The sequence below is a fragment of the Veillonella sp. genome (assembly GCF_019414865.1).
In the GTDB taxonomy this organism is placed as follows: Bacteria; Bacillota; Negativicutes; order Veillonellales; family Veillonellaceae; genus Veillonella.
This window is the reverse complement of sequence record NZ_DXLG01000001.1, coordinates 1-17689: the sequence shown is the minus strand read 5'-3', so window position 1 is coordinate 17689 and position 17689 is coordinate 1. Positions and strand designations below refer to the sequence as shown.

The 17689-nt window shown below is 40.5% G+C and carries 16 protein-coding genes; 3 read left to right on the top strand and 13 right to left on the bottom strand.

Features of this window, described 5'->3' with window-relative positions; all coding sequences use genetic code 11:
- Positions 1 to 190 precede the first annotated feature (190 nt).
- Together QZ334_RS00080 and QZ334_RS00075 are read left to right on the top strand one after the other, a co-directional pair.
- The gene (locus tag QZ334_RS00080) at positions 191 to 1066 is read left to right on the top strand and encodes a hypothetical protein (protein WP_295230816.1); all 876 of its coding nucleotides are present in this window, start codon (positions 191 to 193) and stop codon (positions 1064 to 1066) included.
- A gap of 49 nt (positions 1067 to 1115) precedes the next feature.
- A complete protein-coding gene (locus tag QZ334_RS00075) occupies positions 1116 to 2294 on the top strand; it encodes an MFS transporter (protein ID WP_295230814.1) in 1179 nt (392 codons plus the stop codon).
- 164 nt (positions 2295 to 2458) lie between these two features.
- Here QZ334_RS00075 and dcuC read toward each other — a convergent pair whose 3' ends face one another.
- From dcuC to QZ334_RS00060, 3 genes are all read right to left on the bottom strand, one after another.
- Positions 2459 to 3712 carry a C4-dicarboxylate transporter DcuC gene (gene dcuC, locus QZ334_RS00070; RefSeq protein WP_295230811.1) on the bottom strand — a complete coding sequence of 418 codons (1254 nt, stop codon included), beginning with the start codon at positions 3710 to 3712 and terminating at the stop codon, positions 2459 to 2461.
- Positions 3713 to 3820: 108 nt separating this feature from the next.
- Complete coding sequence (locus tag QZ334_RS00065; protein ID WP_295230807.1) at positions 3821 to 5065, bottom strand: M20 family metallo-hydrolase; 1245 nt, start codon at positions 5063 to 5065, stop codon at positions 3821 to 3823.
- Positions 5066 to 5197: 132 nt separating this feature from the next.
- On the bottom strand, positions 5198 to 6493 hold the full coding sequence (locus tag QZ334_RS00060) for an amidohydrolase (RefSeq protein ID WP_295230804.1): 1296 nt from the start codon (positions 6491 to 6493) through the stop codon (positions 5198 to 5200).
- Between the two features lie 135 nt (positions 6494 to 6628).
- On the opposite strand from QZ334_RS00060, the gene QZ334_RS00055 reads away from it, so the two are divergent.
- Complete coding sequence (locus tag QZ334_RS00055) at positions 6629 to 6817, top strand: hypothetical protein (RefSeq protein WP_005387539.1); 189 nt, start codon at positions 6629 to 6631, stop codon at positions 6815 to 6817.
- Between the two features lie 197 nt (positions 6818 to 7014).
- Here QZ334_RS00055 and QZ334_RS00050 read toward each other — a convergent pair whose 3' ends face one another.
- The 10 genes from QZ334_RS00050 to QZ334_RS00005 form a co-directional block, all read right to left on the bottom strand.
- Positions 7015 to 7956 (bottom strand): DMT family transporter, encoded by a 942-nt coding sequence (locus QZ334_RS00050; RefSeq protein ID WP_295230800.1) that lies wholly within the window; start codon positions 7954 to 7956, stop codon positions 7015 to 7017.
- 150 nt (positions 7957 to 8106) lie between these two features.
- Complete coding sequence (locus tag QZ334_RS00045; RefSeq protein WP_295230797.1) at positions 8107 to 9000, bottom strand: DMT family transporter; 894 nt, start codon at positions 8998 to 9000, stop codon at positions 8107 to 8109.
- Between the two features lie 4 nt (positions 9001 to 9004).
- A complete protein-coding gene (locus QZ334_RS00040) occupies positions 9005 to 9481 on the bottom strand; it encodes a YhcH/YjgK/YiaL family protein (RefSeq protein WP_295230794.1) in 477 nt (158 codons plus the stop codon).
- 306 nt (positions 9482 to 9787) lie between these two features.
- A complete protein-coding gene (fusA, locus tag QZ334_RS00035; RefSeq protein WP_295230791.1) occupies positions 9788 to 11854 on the bottom strand; it encodes an elongation factor G in 2067 nt (688 codons plus the stop codon).
- 134 nt (positions 11855 to 11988) lie between these two features.
- Positions 11989 to 12654: a hypothetical protein gene (locus QZ334_RS00030; RefSeq protein ID WP_295230787.1), complete on the bottom strand. Its 666-nt coding sequence runs from the start codon at positions 12652 to 12654 to the stop codon at positions 11989 to 11991.
- A 38-nt stretch (positions 12655 to 12692) separates the two neighbouring features.
- Positions 12693 to 13829, bottom strand: coding sequence for a [FeFe] hydrogenase H-cluster radical SAM maturase HydE (hydE, locus tag QZ334_RS00025; protein WP_024066001.1), 1137 nt, complete (start codon positions 13827 to 13829; stop codon positions 12693 to 12695).
- Entirely contained in the window at positions 13816 to 14562 is a 747-nt protein-coding gene (locus QZ334_RS00020; protein WP_295230783.1) for a YaaA family protein, read from the bottom strand. The genes hydE and QZ334_RS00020 overlap by 14 nt, the downstream gene beginning before the upstream one ends.
- Positions 14540 to 15142: a hypothetical protein gene (locus QZ334_RS00015; RefSeq protein WP_213467535.1), complete on the bottom strand. Its 603-nt coding sequence runs from the start codon at positions 15140 to 15142 to the stop codon at positions 14540 to 14542. The genes QZ334_RS00020 and QZ334_RS00015 overlap by 23 nt, the downstream gene beginning before the upstream one ends.
- Before the next feature lie 297 nt (positions 15143 to 15439).
- A complete protein-coding gene (locus tag QZ334_RS00010; RefSeq protein WP_227720648.1) occupies positions 15440 to 16702 on the bottom strand; it encodes an Nramp family divalent metal transporter in 1263 nt (420 codons plus the stop codon).
- 19 nt (positions 16703 to 16721) lie between these two features.
- Entirely contained in the window at positions 16722 to 17474 is a 753-nt protein-coding gene (locus tag QZ334_RS00005) for a hypothetical protein (RefSeq protein WP_227283435.1), read from the bottom strand.
- Between the last annotated feature and the right edge of the window lie 215 nt (positions 17475 to 17689).

Below are 17689 nucleotides of genomic sequence, written 5' to 3'. Positions count from 1 at the left end.
TTACGATAGATACGGTAGTTATGACTATGCGGACCATCTATGGCAACTGGCCGCCGGCTATTGCTACGAAATTGGTGCCATTACAAAAGAACCTGATTTAGACCAAGCCGTTACGTTTTACGAGCATGCTCGTGAAAGCATCAGACGTCTCAACACAAGAAACGATAATTGGTTAGGTACTGGTGAGCCGTTGGTAATTCCTGACGAAGCCTCTGAGCGATTAGAGGCCTTTGAATTCGTTGATGGACATTATCAGTACAAAGAAGGGATAACGCAATCTTCTACAACATGTAATCCTATGCCCCCTGCTTGGCCTCAAAACTCCGTAGATGTATTAGAAATCTTTGAGGACTCTACTACTGGTTGGCGCACCAATAAATACGACTGGAATTTCATTCAACGGGAATGGGATACACAAAAATATCTCAGCTTTATCATCTACGATAATCGCCAATCCATAGAAAACGTAATTTACGATGTGTACAGTATCGTTATGTTCCACAATGAAGACAAAAACTCTTGTACTATCTATCTATACGGTTACATTGAGGATACTAGCAGACAGGATGAAAACGTAGAGCCTACAGTATATGAAATAAGATACTTTAAAGAAATGTCCATTTCTGAAGGTCTCGGTTTAATTAAAGACTTCTATGATAATGCTACATTGCCTGTGATTGATGAAAGTTGGGAGAAACAGTACAAAAATACTACGCCACCTCGAGAATATGTATTAACTTGTGACAACGATATCTTCTACCTCAATCAATATGAATTTTCAAATCAAATGATTAAGGATGCCTTAGAAGGCGTAGCGAATGGTAAGTATGATATGATTTCGGTTCGCCCTTCTAGCATTGATGATCAATGCATTAGCTATTATATCGAGCGCAAAAAAGGTAAAAACTTACGCATTCAACTCTATGCCACTGTAGACGAGGACAACGAATATGTCTTCGAACGAGAATCTTGCAACTTAACCTCCATCAACTACTGGATTCAGGAATCTATAACAAGTAACAAACTTCCAGATTTAAGTGATTGGGATGAAATAAAAAACAAATAAGAGTATTATTTTATTAAGAACATACTACGATTAAGAAAGGAGGAATACGTTGGAAACGTGGAAACGAACGGTTTACATCAGTTTAATATGTGTATTCTGCACCTCTTTTGGAGTGAGCCAATTAGGCCCTATTCTCCCCCTATATTTTCATGATTTAGGTGTGCAAACTCCAGAGGCTATGTCACTCTGGTCAGGTTTAGCAACCGGCGCAACCTATTTAATTGTCTGTTTAGTTGCACCATTTTGGGGTCGTATAGCAGATAAAAAAGGGCGCAAAATCACATTAATACGTTCTAGCTTTGGTATGGCTTTATGTAATCTTTTACTCGGCTTTCAAACAACACCTGAAGGGGTTGTAATAATTCGCCTCATACAAGGTTTAGTAAATGGTTTTTATTCTGCAACTATTACATTGATTGCTTCAGAATCTCCCATTGAACGAACTGGTTGGGCACTTAGCCTATTAGCTTCCGCCAATCTTGCTGGTTCACTGATTGGTCCTTTATTAGGTGGCTACATTGCAGATACGGTGGGCATTCGCAATGACTTTATCATCGTCGGTGCGCTCATGGGGTTAGCCGGTGTACTAGCTACTATATTCATCCATGAAAATTATGTACCACAACCGAATCCTGAAAAACTTTCCATCCGTAATTTAAAAGAGCAAATACCGGAATTTAATAGTATTGTCGCATTATGTGTAGCGTCCTTTATCTATGCCATATGCATCATGTCCTTACAACCTGTTATCTCTGTATATATTAAGGGAATCGTTCCTAGTGATACAGAAAATCTGGCATTTATTGCAGGCGCTGTATTCTCCGCTATGGGTATTGCTCAACTTATGAGTAGCTCTCCACTAGGTAAATTGGTCGATAAAATTGGCCCCCGTAAAGTGTTAGTAGTATCTCTTATCTATGTAGGGATTCTAAATATCCCTCAAGCCTATGTTTCCGATGTATATCAACTTGCCATCATCAGATTCCTACAAGGCTTTGGGTTAGGTGGTATGCTTCCTGCTTTAAACACCTACCTATCTTCCAAAACACCTCGAGAATTTACAGGCCAAGTATTCTCCTATAATCAATCCTGTCTATTCTTTGGCTATTTCTTAGGATCTGTCGGCGGTGCTAGCCTTATGGCATGGCTAGGCTTTACTACACTATTCTGGGTTAGTGGTGGCTTATTTATTATTTCCGCTCTATGGATTGGTTTTAAACTAAAATAATAGAAATTTACAATATAAATAGAACCCCATAACTCTACAATATAAGGAGAACCCCATCATGATATTAATCATAATGGGGTTCTTTTATTGTAAGTTTTAAATTTAAAGTCGTGGAACAACTATGTTTTATTGAATTATAATTGACCAACTACATTAGTATTCAATTATAGTAACAATACCATAATAACCACTGTAGCAATAATACATGGTACAGCATTACGTTTCGCCATTTCCATAGGGTTAATACCAGCAAGGCCGGCAATGATGATACCTGCACCTGCTACTGGACTCATACTACGACCGATACCAGCACCCAATTGAGCCATGGAGCCTAATTGCATAATACCATACCCAAAGTCTGCTGCATGCGGTGTTACGGCACCATTAAATGCAAGGGCTGCCGCATTACCAGAACCAGAGATAACTGCCAATAAGAATGGACCAAAGGCAGCACCGATTTGAGCAATTTGTTGAGAGTTCTTCATGCCATCAATGAGTGCACTTGTAAGGCCGATGTACTGCATACCTGCTGTAAAGCACGCTGCCGCAGCCATAAGACCTACTACATCACACATGCCGTCACCAGTACCGCGGAAGAATTTCTTAACTGCATCTGTTACATTAGGTCGTACCGCAATAATACCGATAGCCGTACCAATTAACATGGACACAGGAACGGAAATCTCTGGAATCACTGCTACTTGTTTACTACCAAGTACGAGTAATACAAGAGGAATGATTGGGATGATGGCATATAAGTAATTTACCTTGAATTCTTTGCCTTCTTCTTCGTTAGCATCTTTCAATACATACCCTGTATGTTCCTTCTTAACGATAGCTACGATATTGAGCAAGATTGCCGCTACTACAATGCCGATTATAGCTTGCATAGAGAAGCTAGCAATAACGGTCATAACGTCTTCACCTGCAAGTTGTGCTACTTGAGGGTTAAACATAAGGCCTGGGCTCAATGCACTACCCCAAGTACCTAAGAAAATAGCAGAGCCTGCCATTGCAGGATGCACACCAGAACGAATCAATGCAGGAATTAATAATGCACCTACTGCAGCCGCACAGCCTGCCGCTGTAGGCAACGCAATGTTGATCAAAAATGTAATAATAACAGCACCAGGAATGATGATTTTAGTCATCTTTTTAAGGCCTGCAGAGATGAAATATACCATGTGCTCTGTACATTTTGTATATTCCATAACATAACTAAAACCAAGTACTGTACAAATGGTTGGTACAAGCCCTGGATTTGTAAGTTCTTTTACAAAGGCTGTCGTACCAGCACCAAGCTGCCCACCAATAAAGCACATTAATAAGCCCGATAGCAATAAAACGAGCCGTGTTTCAAACTGTTTAATAATGGCAATAAACGTCGCCACTACGATAACAATACCAGTAATAACCATAATCTCTCCAATCCGTGTACTTTCAACTTAAAACGACTAACAACACTCTATTGCATCTTAAATTTGAAATACACTTTTACACAATCTGATATCAACGGATATCTCTACTTACACAAGTTTTGTAGTTTCTAAACTAAGTTTTCTAAGCACTGTATCCAATACCTTAGCTCCCGTAACGATGTCATCTAGGTCCGCAAATTCAGCCGGATTATGACTAATACCTTCACGACATGGGATAAAAATCATTCCCGTTGGAACATCATCGGCCCAGTGCATAGCATCATGACCAGCACCGCTTGGCATGGTCATATAGTCTACACCTACAGACTTAACAGCCTCTTCGATTTCTCGAATCATAGCTGGATGCATCGCTACAGGATGATCCTGTGCAATAGGCTCAATCGTATAGGATAAGCCTCGTTTTTCCGCAATAACATCAATAAATTCCTTAATGAGGGTAACTACAGAATCACGGGCCACCTTAGAAATACTGCGAATATCTACACCAAGTTTAACCGCCCCAGGGATAACGTTCATCGCGCCCGGTGTTACCTCCACAACACCAACTGTGCCCACCACTGGAGGCTCCTCTTGCATGGATGCAATCTCCTCAATACCGAGGATTATTTTTGAAGCCCCACATAAGGCATCATGACGCAAATTCATTGGCGTAGCACCACTATGGTCCGCATTGCCACGAATGGTTACATAGAACCGCTCTGGTGCGGCAATACCAGTTACAACGCCGATCGGTTTTGCTTCATGCTCTAGCACCTTACCTTGTTCGATATGTATTTCAGTGAAAGACTTTACAGGTCGTTTATATTCCATATGCTCAATAGCATCGGGATTTAAATTACGACCTTTCAACGCATCATACAAGGACACACCTTGTTTATCTACTAAGCGTTGTAAATCTTGCAATGTCAATTCACCGCGCATAGCCTTACTACCTAATGTAGCAGCTCCAAAGCGACTAGACTCTTCACACATAAAGTCCACCACTGCAATGGTATGGTCATGTTCAAAATCATCATCTGTCATACTGCGAATCGCTTCAATAGCAGACAATACACCCACAACACCATCATAATTGCCCCCATTCGGTACACTGTCCGTATGAGAACCAACCATAACAATCGGTAACTCAGGATTCTTGCCAACTTTATAGCCTATAACATTCCCGAAACCATCAGTTTCCACTGTGAGTCCCGCCTCAGTCATACGGTCAATAATATATTGGCGTCCCTTCCAGTCTGCGTCGGTGAAAGCTAGACGATTAATACCCTCACCAGGTGCAGTAAACTGTGCCATAACTTCAAAATCTTTAGCTAAACGCTCTCGTTGAATCATATAACACCTCACAATCTAATACTCATATTACATCTAATATATAGCACACTATACATATTTCGATGCATACATCTATATAGTTATGTACCTATAGTTTAGATGTATGCATCACAATATCTGAATCAATATATCCTATTTTAAATAGTGAGTAGCAATTGTACCTAACGCAACAATGCCATTTAACATATCTTCTTCATCAATATCGAATAATGGATTATGATGAGGTGCTTTAATAGCAGAGCCTAATACCATATATGTTGCTCGACCACCACGATCAATTACACGGTTCAAGAAGTATGCACAATCTTCACTACCGCCACCGCTATAATCAAAAGGTACCTCTTTAAAGATCCCCAATGGTTCAATGATAGATTGTACTTCACGAGCTAAATCATCGCTAATACGACCAGCTGGTGTTTCGCCTTGTTTTGTAATTTCAAATGTACAGTCATGCATTTCTGCAGCGCCTTTAATAATAGTTTTAGTGCGTTCAATCATGTAGTCATTGATTTCGGTAGTAGCACCGCGCGTTTCTAATTTAAGAACTGCTACATCAGGTGTAACATTGCGACCTGTACCACTTTCAAAAACGCCTACATTCATACGAGATGCACCTTGGCTATGACGGGCAATAGCTTGTAAGTTAAGAACTGCTGTACAGCCTGCAAGCATAGCATTTTGAGCCTTTTCTGGAGAACCACCAGCATGAGCAGAATAGCCATGGAACACAGCATCGAGTTTCGTAGTCGCCAAGAAACCATGATCACTACAAGCAAAGCAATTGGATAGATTTTCATTAAAGCCAATATGCATGCCAAACATCAAGTCTACGTCATCAACTACGCCAGCCTCTACCATCGCTTTAGCACCACGTACGCCTTCCTCAGCAGGTTGGAAGATAAGTTTGATAGTACCTTTTAATCCATCCTTATGTGTCGCTATATATTCTGCAAGGCCAAGGCCCATTGTCATATGTGTATCATGACCACAAGCATGCATAGCCTTATCGTGGCGAGAACGGAAACCAATCTTAGCAGGAATATGGTTAGATGCTTTAGATTCGATAACATCATTAGAATCCATATCTGCACGGAATGCCACAACAGGACCATCATCACTGAACTTCATTGTTGCTACGATGGCTGTTTTACCATAGCCCATTTTTTCTACGAGCTCAGGATCAGCACCTTCATCCATAGCACGAGCCATAGCTGCTTTCATAGCCTCTTCGCTAGGCAAGCCCATACGAGAGTCTAAATCGAGTACCTCTGCACCAAGTGCCACATCATAACCTAAAGCAATTAACTTTTCAGCTACTTTAGAAGCAGAACGATATTCGAGCCAAGCTGGCTCTGGATACATATGAAAATCACGACGCATAGCGATAAAATCATCACGTCGTTGTTGTACGAAATCTTTTACAGACATAGGAACCTCCTAAAAATTAATTAGTACTTATATATTAACTATATGAATAGATAAGTAAATAGTCAATAAAATAGGTCATGTATACAAAATAAAGAGACGAGCTATGCTATAATAATAGTAATAAAGGAGGTGCCTATGACATTAAATGTAAATAAAGAAAAACTCACCATTTTAGATGTACAATTTGATAATTATGAGGACTTTGATGCAGTTTGGTATGCCATAGGTTCATCTATGATTGAAGACTTCACTCCTACAACTGAATCAGTTCTAGAATTAAAAAATTATGTTACAAACAGAAGGAAGGAACTACAAATTGGCTAAAAACCAATACGAAGGTTACCAGTACATAGATTTAGATAATTTCTATACCTATGAAAATTCATTTGTATTAATAAATAAACAAAATATTCTAGATCCTAACTTAGCAAAAAATATAATATTTGATTACAAAAAACACATATACCTCATGGTATATGTGTTTTCGTTTGTCTAATTAATTTCTATTTAATTAAGTTTCTTTAGTTTATCTCTACTTTGTTCAGTTTTTCTAGCACTTCTCGTTTGATTTGTCGTTGTCGATCCCAGGCGATAATGAATACGGTAGCAATGATACAAATCATACCTATAATTCCGATAAGGGTAAATTCATTCCCCAATAGTGCCCAGCCAAATAGAGCGGCTGAAATCGGTTCCAACGAAGAAAGAATAGAGCCTTGTACGGCACCAATCCGTCGCACCCCTTCGATATAAGCATTAAAGGATACAACCGTCCCCAATATAATAATGGCGAATAATCCAAGCCATGTCATACCATCCCAAATTGCTTCAGAATCGATTTGCTGGAACATGGCTAACGAAATAACCCCACAGATAAACATGGCAAAACCAACAATCGATGTAGTGCCATATTTCTTTAATAGTTCAATAGGTTGCAATGTATAGACACAGATGCTAGCTGCAGAAATGAGTCCCCACAGTAAAGCTTCACCATTAATATTGGCCATATCTAAACCATCTTGTGAAACGATACAAATGGTACCAATCATGGCCAATACAACACAACCAGACTCCGCAAAAGACGGCTTTTTAAAGTATCGTAGGAAGAGATAAATAATAATCAACGTTGGCGCTACATATTGAAGGACCGTAGCAACACCCACGCCAGATATAGCGATGGCTCTAAAGTATGTATACTGCGCTAAAGCGATGCCAAGAACACCGAAGATGAGCAATTTACCAAAGTCTTTTTTATTTTTAAAAATATCAAAGATGCGCATCCCATCTTGCATATAGGCCAATATAATCGTCAAGAACCCTGCCACCAGCAGCCGAACCTCTAGTAGCCACTCTACATTCAAGTGTTTTGCCCCTTCCAGATATTGTACAGATGTACCTGAAAGGCCCCAAAACAAGGCTCCTAGAATGGCTAGCGCCATGCCGATCCACTGTTTCTCCCCCATCTAATTCCTCCATCTAATGCGACATTAAAATACTATAACATAATAACAAAGAGGCCTCAACCTCTGCAATACACCGAGATGAAACCTCTAACATTAAATTATAGATATGTTTAAATCAATATAAGCTAACGCAAATCAATCACCTATAGATTAATTACGTTTTTCTAGAGCAATAATAATAACAGTAGCAATGATCATAGCCATGCCAATTAGTCCTAATGCACTAAATTGGTTGTCTAAAAATGCCCATCCAAAGAAAGCCGCTGAAATCGGTTCAATAGATGACAAGATGGATCCCGGTACAGCGCCTATGCGCTTAACCCCTTCTAAATAGGCATTAAAGGATACAATGGTCCCAAGAAAGACAACATTAAAACAGCCAATAACAGTCCATACATCCCACAGAGCATACGAATTTGGTTGGTGGAACAAGATAGCCGCTACAATACCACTGAAGAGCATACCAAAGCCTACAATCGGCAGTGTCCCATATTTATATAGTAAATCTACAGGAGAAACACTATATACAGCGACCCCCACGGCAGACAAGAGGCCCCACACGAGCACGGCCAGAGGGAAGCTTTCAAAAGAAAAGCCATCATTTCCCATCAGACATATTGTACCTACTAAGGCCAATATAACGGAAATAATCTCCCCTTTAGAGGGTCGTTTACCATAACGTGCTAGCATGTAAATAATAATCATGGATGGCGCCAAGTATTGGAGTACCGTCGCAATGCCAGCTCCAGCCAAAGCAATGGATTTAAAGTATGTATATTGGCACAAGGCCATACCGAATACGCCAAAAACGATAAGGCCTACTGTATCTTTCAACTTACGAAAGACATCAAAGATAGAATTACCATACTTGAACCACGCATAAACAACGGTTAATAATCCCGCTGTAATTAAGCGCATGGTGACTAGCCATTCTAAGTTCATATCCCTAAAGTTGCTTAGGAACTGTACTGAAGCACCTGATACGCCCCATAAAATGGCACCTAATAGGGTTAGTAGAACACCTATAACTTCGTATCGCTTCATAGGATTACTCGCCTAAGAGATCCACGTGCACTTTTACAACAACCTTGCGGATTTTAATAGGCTTATCATTAACCGCTAACAAAGGTCTATGAATATCAGATGGGAAGAATACCGTATAATACCCTTCTGGACAGTGGATGTGCCCTTCATCAACCGATTCATTTGGATAGAAATAGCAATCTCGTTCTGGATAGGATTCAACAGGTTTAACGAGGCCTTTATCTACAAAAAAGCCCATATTTTCTTCGCCGCTCACCATAAATTGAATATCTACATAGTTGCGATGAGATTCAGGTTTTGTAGTTTCAAATAGTTTTGTTTCCACATCGTCCACATTGGCATACATCATGTCACCTTCAATGGCATGACGACCGCCTGGCAATGCTTTCAAATCTGTATTCTTTAAGAAATCTAAAGCTCGTACGATGGCTTTAGGATAGCCCATTTTTGTATAATCTGCAGTAATGCTAGAGAAAAACATATACGATCCTTTCCCGATATATGGAAATAACACCCGATATATAAGCAATTATATTATCTTTAATGTTAGCACATATATACATAAAGGACTAGCCATTATACGCTTTATATGAGGCGCAAATATGGTAAGGCATATATAGTAAAAGCCCTCCATACGCTACATATATGGAGGGCTCCTGTAAAATACTATTCAAATTTATGACTTACGTCAATTGTTATGCTATTAAGTTGTTACTATATGCAATTATCTATTCAGTTGTTGTGATTCTAACTGTATTTGATACAGTACGTGGACATGGTCTTAACTTTATTCTTGAGTCTTATGAGCAGCGATAATTTCTTCCGCTTGCTTATGTGGAACCTCTTCATAAGTATAGAACTGACGGTTAAATACGCCTTGTCCTTGAGTGATGGAGCGCAATGCTGTCACATAGTCGGCCATTTCAGCCAATGGTACTTGTGCTTTAACAACAGAAATACCTGTTCTTTCACTTTGTTCCATGCCTAATACACGACCTCGACGGCTATTTAAATCACCCATGATGTCGCCCATGAAAGCATCTGGTGCATACACGTTAACTTCATAGATTGGTTCTAATAGGACTGGTTTCGCCTTAGGAATTACATCCTTGATAGCTTGTGACGTAGCTACTTTGAATGCTAACTCTGAGGAGTCTACGCTATGGTAAGATCCATCCAAGAGTGTCACTTGCACGCCAATCATAGGATATCCCGCAATTAAGCCTTTATCTAGGGTTTCTTTGGCACCCTTTTCCACTGCTGGTATGTATTGTTTAGGTACAGCACCACCAAAGATTTTGTCTACGAACGCAAATTCGGTACCATCATATAATGGGTCCACTTGAATCTTAACGTGACCATATTGACCATGACCGCCACTTTGTTTCTTATATTTAGACTCGGTTTCAGCGGAGCCTTTAATGGTTTCGCGGTATGGAATATATGGAGCCACAAGTTTAGCTTGTACGCCATATTTACGATCCATTTTGTTGAGGATATGCTCGAGATGAACCTCGCCCATACAATCGATTTGTAGTTGACGGGCCTCAGCATTTTTCACTACTACGCAAGTAGGATCTTCTTCTGCTACTTTTAGAACAGCACCAGCTAATTTTTCCTCCTCACCTTTTTTCACAGGTTCTAATGCCACTGTGTATAGAGGTTGAGGGAATCGGATAGCATCGTATGTTACTTTAAAGTCAGGAGCAGTTAATGTATCGCCAGTCTTAGCATTAGCCAATTTCGGTATCACTACGATATCGCCAGCTTTAGCGGCAGATACAGGGATTTGTTGCTTCCCGATAAGGGTAACCATCTTGCCCCATTTTTCTTCTACACCTTGGTTTACATCATAAAGGCGATCGCCTTCTTTTAGTTCACCAGAGAAGATACGTACAAAGCTTTGTTTGCCTGCGAATGGGTCTAACAATGTTTTAAATACGAATGCAGTTAAAGGTTTATCTACATGTACTACACATTGTTCGCCGGTTTCCGCATCAGTTGCGGTCATCACTTTTTTAGTTGCATCCGGCATGTAACGGATCATACGATCCAATACTTGATCTAGGCCAATACGAGATGTGGCACTGCCACACATGATTGGGCACACACGGCCACTAATCATCCCTTCACGCAAGCCTTGGCGAATTTCCTCTAAGGATAATTCTTCGCCTTCTAAATATTTTTCCAACAATTCATCGCTACCTTCAGCCGCGGCTTCTACGGTCATTTCCCGAATTTCTTGAGCCTTTTCGATAAGGTGAGCTGGTACAGCAATCTCTGTTGGTTGGCCGTCCTTGTAAGTAAACGCAGTCATTTTTGCTACGTCTACGACGCCTTCAAAGTTGGCGCCTTCACCGATAGGAATCTGCAATGGCATAATGCCTTTGCCAAATAATTCCCGCATTCTTTCAATAGTACCGAAGAAATCGGCACCATCAACATCCATTTTATTGATAAATGCCATGCGTGGCATTTGTAATTCCACTGCATAATCCCAAGCGCGAACTGTGTCAGTTTCTACACCAGATGTGGCGGATAGTACCATTAACATACCATCGCACGCACGCAAAGCGGCACGAACTTCGCCATGGAATTCATTATAGCCTGGAGTATCTACGAAGTTAACCTTGTGGTCATGCCATTCACATGGAGCCATGCCCAATTGGATTGTTACGTTACGTTTAATTTCTTCAGGTTCAAAGTCCATAATATGTTTATTGTCTTGGCCTTTACCTACGAAATCAACCGCACCAGAGGTTAACAACAAAGATTCGACAAGAGCTGTTTTACCCGCACCATCGTGGGAAACAACAGCAACATTTCTAATTTTATCACTACTGTACTCTTTCATCGGAATCGCCTCCTTAATGGCAAATTACGGCTTTTGCTAATACATTTCGACACCCAAATAGAAAAGTCCTCTTTTTCCGAAAAAATTTATCAAAAAAAGAGGACTCTTTATTAATATTAATTTATAAATCAGTATTATCTACTCACTAAAGAGGCACAGCCACTAAGAAGTGCCATGAAAAGTGCCCAAATTATAGCGATGATTATGGATGTTAAGATGCAAGCAATGAATACTTTCATCTTCGTAAGCATTACTTGTCTTGCCATAAGTTCTAAGGATACCCAAATGGATATCACAAATAATACTATTGTTCCTATAACATAGATGACACTAGCAAGAGCACTACTATCGGATGCTAGACCTAATATGCCCATTAAAACCAAGACTATCGTATAACCAATACTAAATAATAGTACGCCATACCCTTGTAGATACCAACTAACTTTCATAATGGCTTGTACATTGTCGGTACCACCCATTTTAGTAATAACCCAGTTATATACATAAGAAGCGATAGCAACCATCACAAAGGACCAGCCGATACTGATAAGCCATGCAAAGATGAATATAAAGCTGGCACCGATACCAATTAAATAGGTTAAACCAGTAAATTCATTATGAGGGAGAAAGGGAATTAGCATAGTCCCGAATAAAGCCAATATAATATATGGAATAGCCCACAAGAATACAGTGCCCCAGAAACCTTTTTTCAATGTACCGGACTGTACAACTTGATCAATACCGCCTTTAAAAGGACTCGCAAATAACCGCCAAAAATCAGAATACCATTTTGTCTCCATAATACAACCTCATATACAAACTAAAAGTCTCTAAAATACTAAAACTCTCCCGTCCGTTTACCGTAATGTTTGGAGTCCCCATTTTGCTTCCAGCCTACGGTATCGCCGATGGACATTACGCGACGCGTTAAGCAGTCTTTACATTTGTCTGCATTATCATCTACGCAAGGTTTATTATCGTACAGCAAATATTTTGCACGGTGTTCCGGAATAGTAATGATAGGCATCAAAATATTGGCACCCGCAGCAAGTCCCTTTTCACGGCCTAGTTTATCCAACGCTTGTAATGCTGTTGTGGCCGCAATATTTACGTCTTTTAAGAATAAACGTGTTAACGCAATCATCTTGAGACCCAATTGAATGCGGCGCAATTTACCAGCTTCGTCATCGATTCCCATCGCTAATGCCTCTTGACCTAATGGCGTATCGTGATGTACCACATACGGTCCCATGCCGATCATATCGATATCCATATCGCGATAAAACAAGATATCATTTACCAAGTCTTCTTCTGTTTGACCAGGCAAACCAATCATGACACCTGTACCTACTTGGAAACCTACGCGGCGCAAGCTACGTAAGCATTCAACGCGCGTTTCAAAAGAGTGTAGTTCATCTTGAGGATGAATTTTATGATATAGCTCTTTATTTGTTGTTTCAATGCGCAATAAATAACGACTAGCGCCGGCTTCACGCATGCGGCGGTACGCCTCTTCGCTTTGTTCCCCTACGCACATCGTAATGCCCAGGGAACCATCGCCAATGGCTTTAATATCGCGAATTAAATCCACCACATAATCCACAAAGGCATCATCACAACGTTCGCCAGATTGGAGCGTAATAGAACCATATTCATGGTCATAGGCCCACTGTGCCATTTTAATGATATCTTCACGGTTCATATCAAAGCGTTCCGTCTTGTCATTTTCACGACGAATACCGCAATAATTACAATTTTTGATGCATCGGTTCGAGAACTCGATGAGGCCACGATAATACGCTACAGGCTTTACATATTTCGCCTTCACTTCATAAGCCTTTTTATATATTAACTGCAACTGTTCTTCATCAGTTACAGACATGAGAAATCTTAGCTCATCCTCTGTTAGCCATTCATCGCCAACGAGGTCTTTCCCGAGAATGTCTTGCACTTGCAAACAATCACTTCCTTTCATAACGAACCGTCATCGATTCGCTTGGTATGGTAATGGATTCAATATCTGTAACACAGATAAATCCATTAATTTCACGCGGCAAATCTCGTACATGTTTCACTTGCTCCATCAAACATGCATGCGCCATCATGCCACGACTCATTTTGGAGGACGTACTCATCTGTTTAAATGTGTCGCCTCGCAATTCCCAAAATTCAATGGTTACCACCTTTGGATGGTTCACCATTTTCGCATATTCTTTAGACGCTAGATTTAGGATCCAATCTTCCTTGTGAAAGTATGCATCCACCGTTTCGCGCCACGTATCGTATAAATTAATACCTACCTTATCGACCATATCTAGTCGATAATCGCGTACGCCCATCGTAGGCTCTACAACGCCGTACAAGGCAGACATCACAACAAGATGGCTTTCACCGAAGGCCTTAGCCTCATCGGACAAGTTCTGCCAGTCTAAATATTTGAAAGCAATGCCATCGTAGCTTTCACAAGCATATCCAGCGGGATGAGACGCAAAATCTTGATAGAAATCAAAGAGTGCCTGCGCCTTATCATCCTTTAATTTTAAAGCCTTGCCAAGGGCCGCCACATCAAGGGATTGCACATGTTTTACAATGTCTTGTGTAATGTGCGGTTGAAATTGACCGTCCTGGACTGCAGTATGTACTGCCCCATCGTTGCTAGTAGCATTGGTAATCGTTTTTGTCTTACTAGGAGAGAGGACGATTTTCATGGGATAACTCCGCCTTGATAGTTTCCTCTGTCAAATTGTCAATCAACTCAGGATTCCACAACATGAGAGGCACAGCCACTACGTGGCTAGCTTTCATTTCTTTACATAAATTAATACATTCTTTGAGGTAATCAGAGTCTTCATCTACAAGGTCGCATACGATAACAACGTGACGGCCTTTTAGATTAACGCCTTCGTAGTCGATGCTTCCAGCAGATACTGTAAGCATACCTGTTTCCAAACGACCTTCACTCATGTCGTTCAAACGAGACATCAACACATGCTCGAGCATAGTGGATACAGGTGTCACTACACGGCCAATGCCGATAAGGGCCTCGGGTTGGGCATGAACGATAACTGTTTTCTTCCGTTTATCTGTTCTAAAATCAACGAGAGCTTTTTCTAATGCACCAAAGAATACAAATAATTGCCAAGGATCAAAAGAACCTGTTTGGAACATGTCGATAACAGAACCATCCTCATCCATATTTAGGCGCGTTAATAATTCCTCTGCAATGTCGTTTACAACAACACTAAAATCAGATTGCATTGCATCTTGTACTTTTACTTCGTCTGCCATTAGGTCCTCCTAATTTCTATCTATTACACTGGTGAGGGAATTCTCCCTACAGATTTATACTATCTTTAATTGTAACATATTTTATAGCCCACATGGGTATTCTTGGATACGCTTTTTACATAAAAAATATACATGACCGAATATGAAAAAAAGACCGCCACCGCGGTCTTTTTCTCTATCATTATTAGCTTTACATTATGAGCTAACGATTCGATTGTTTTCTAAGCCTTGCTACTAGTCTACTAGCATCATGCAAATATGAGATTGTGTATTATACATCTACTATAAGCTTATATGTTATGCGCCTACATAGAGTAGGTAGATATTCATAACGGTTACTACAATGCCAATGCCCCATAATAGTACATTTGTATATGTATGGTTCGCATATTGCCCCATCACCTTGCGGCTACTTGTCATATAGAGCTGCAAGAAAATCGTAATAGGCAGTTGCAAGCTCAAGAACATTTGAGAGATCAACAAGGCTTGGAATGAATCAGTAACGAATACAATCAAAAGCAATGCTGGAATATAAGTTAATGCCAAGCCTAATCTTGTATGGAAGTCTTTCATATCGTAAGACTCACCAAACATACCGGCAAAGATACTCGCCCCTGCCATACCTGCCGTAGCAGACGATGCAAAGCCCGCAAAGAGCAATGCGATAGCAAAGATTGTACCTGCTGCAGGTCCAATGAGAGGTCGTAACAACTCCTCAGCCTGTTCAAGCTCCGTTACTTCAATGCCATGAGCAAAGAACACTGCCGCCGCCAATAAGATCATGGCAGAGTTAATCATCCAGCCAATACCCATAGATAATAGGGTGTCTAGAAATTCATAACGCAATTGGCGCTTCATTACAGAAGGATCTTGTGTGTTGAACTGGCGACTTTGAATGATTTCTGAGTGCAAGAACAAATTGTGAGGCATAATAACAGCCCCTAAGATACTCAAAATAACGAGCATCGATTCATTAGGAACCTTAGGATCTACCCAACCAATACCAGCTGCTGCCCAATCTACATTGACCATATTGACCTCTACGAGGTACGCCAACGCAATAAGGGATACGAATCCTGCAATGATACGCTCTAGCTTCCGATAGGAATTGGTAATGAGCATAATGGTACAGATTACAGCCGTCAAGATACTGCCTATCAAAAGAGGAATGCCAAAAAGCATTTTCAATGCGATGGCTGCACCGATAAACTCGGCCAATGCGGTCGCTGCCGCTGCAATGCCCGCCGTACTCAATACGAACCTAGACACGTAACGCGGCAAGAATTCATAAGCACATTCGGATAAACATTGGCCTCGTACAATGCCTAAGTGGGCCACGTTATGTTGCAATAAAATAAGCATAATCGTAGATAGCGTAACTACCCACAATAGTTCATAACCATAACTAGCACCAGCAGCGAGATTGGCCGCCCAATTGCCAGGGTCGATGAACCCAACCGTTACGATGATGCCAGGTCCTATATATTTAAAGACCTCGCTCACCTGCTGCTTACCGTTTTGGTGGACGGTAAACAGCTGTTTCTTTAAAAAATCAATCATTATAACTCCTTAAATAGGGTTATAGAGTGAAAGTCATCTCCGTTTGCATACGAGCATCGGTTTTAGATTTTGTATCCTTACCACCGGTATAACGGATGCGCACATTATTATTTACTTTAACGCGAGAGTCATCAATTTTGAACTTCTTCATTTTTTCTTTGATTTGTTCATCAGTTAACGCGCGCTCTTCTGGTTTTGCCACTTCGTCATTAGCTGCATCTAAAGCCTCTTGTTGAGATTTAGATACTTGGTATGTTTTACCAGATTTCTTAGCTTTTTCAGCACGTTTTTCGTCTAATTTTTGACGGCGCTCTCGGGTAACCTTCTTATCGCGAGCAATACGATAATCCATTACATCACGCATATTTTCTTGATAAATACGCAACGCATATTGGCGGTCGTTTTCGTTCATTTGCTCCCGTTTAGTTACAACTTCGTCGATAAGCGGCATGAGTTCATCCTTTGTATAGCTTGTATTACCATCAAAGGCAAAACCATGTGTATCGGTAATAGCACCGTGCTTAACTAGTGTTTGTAATGCTGTATACGTCCAATCATTTGGTGTAATCACACCTGCACTCACATGATGTTGAGCTTTGCTAGAACTACTAACAGTTTCTACATCAGCACTCACGCCATCTACCATAGGACGTGCGCTTGGAATAGCAATACTTTCAGCATGTGCGAAACCAACAGAGGCAACGAGACATAATGCACCGATGCCAACAGCGCGACGAAGTAAATTCATGTGACGTGTATATTTTATATTCATAAGAGTCTCCTTAAAATTACATTTTATACAATCTATTATATGAAACCCCTTATCATACGTCAACTCTATAACCTTACACACCTGTATAAATCAATATTTATAAGACCTCAGGCTCACTTGAGCCCTTACACCTTTAGGTCTATACCCAGTAAATTCCACAATAAATCAGAACCACCCGTAAAACGGGTGGTTTGCTCACGGGCTATAAGCCCGTA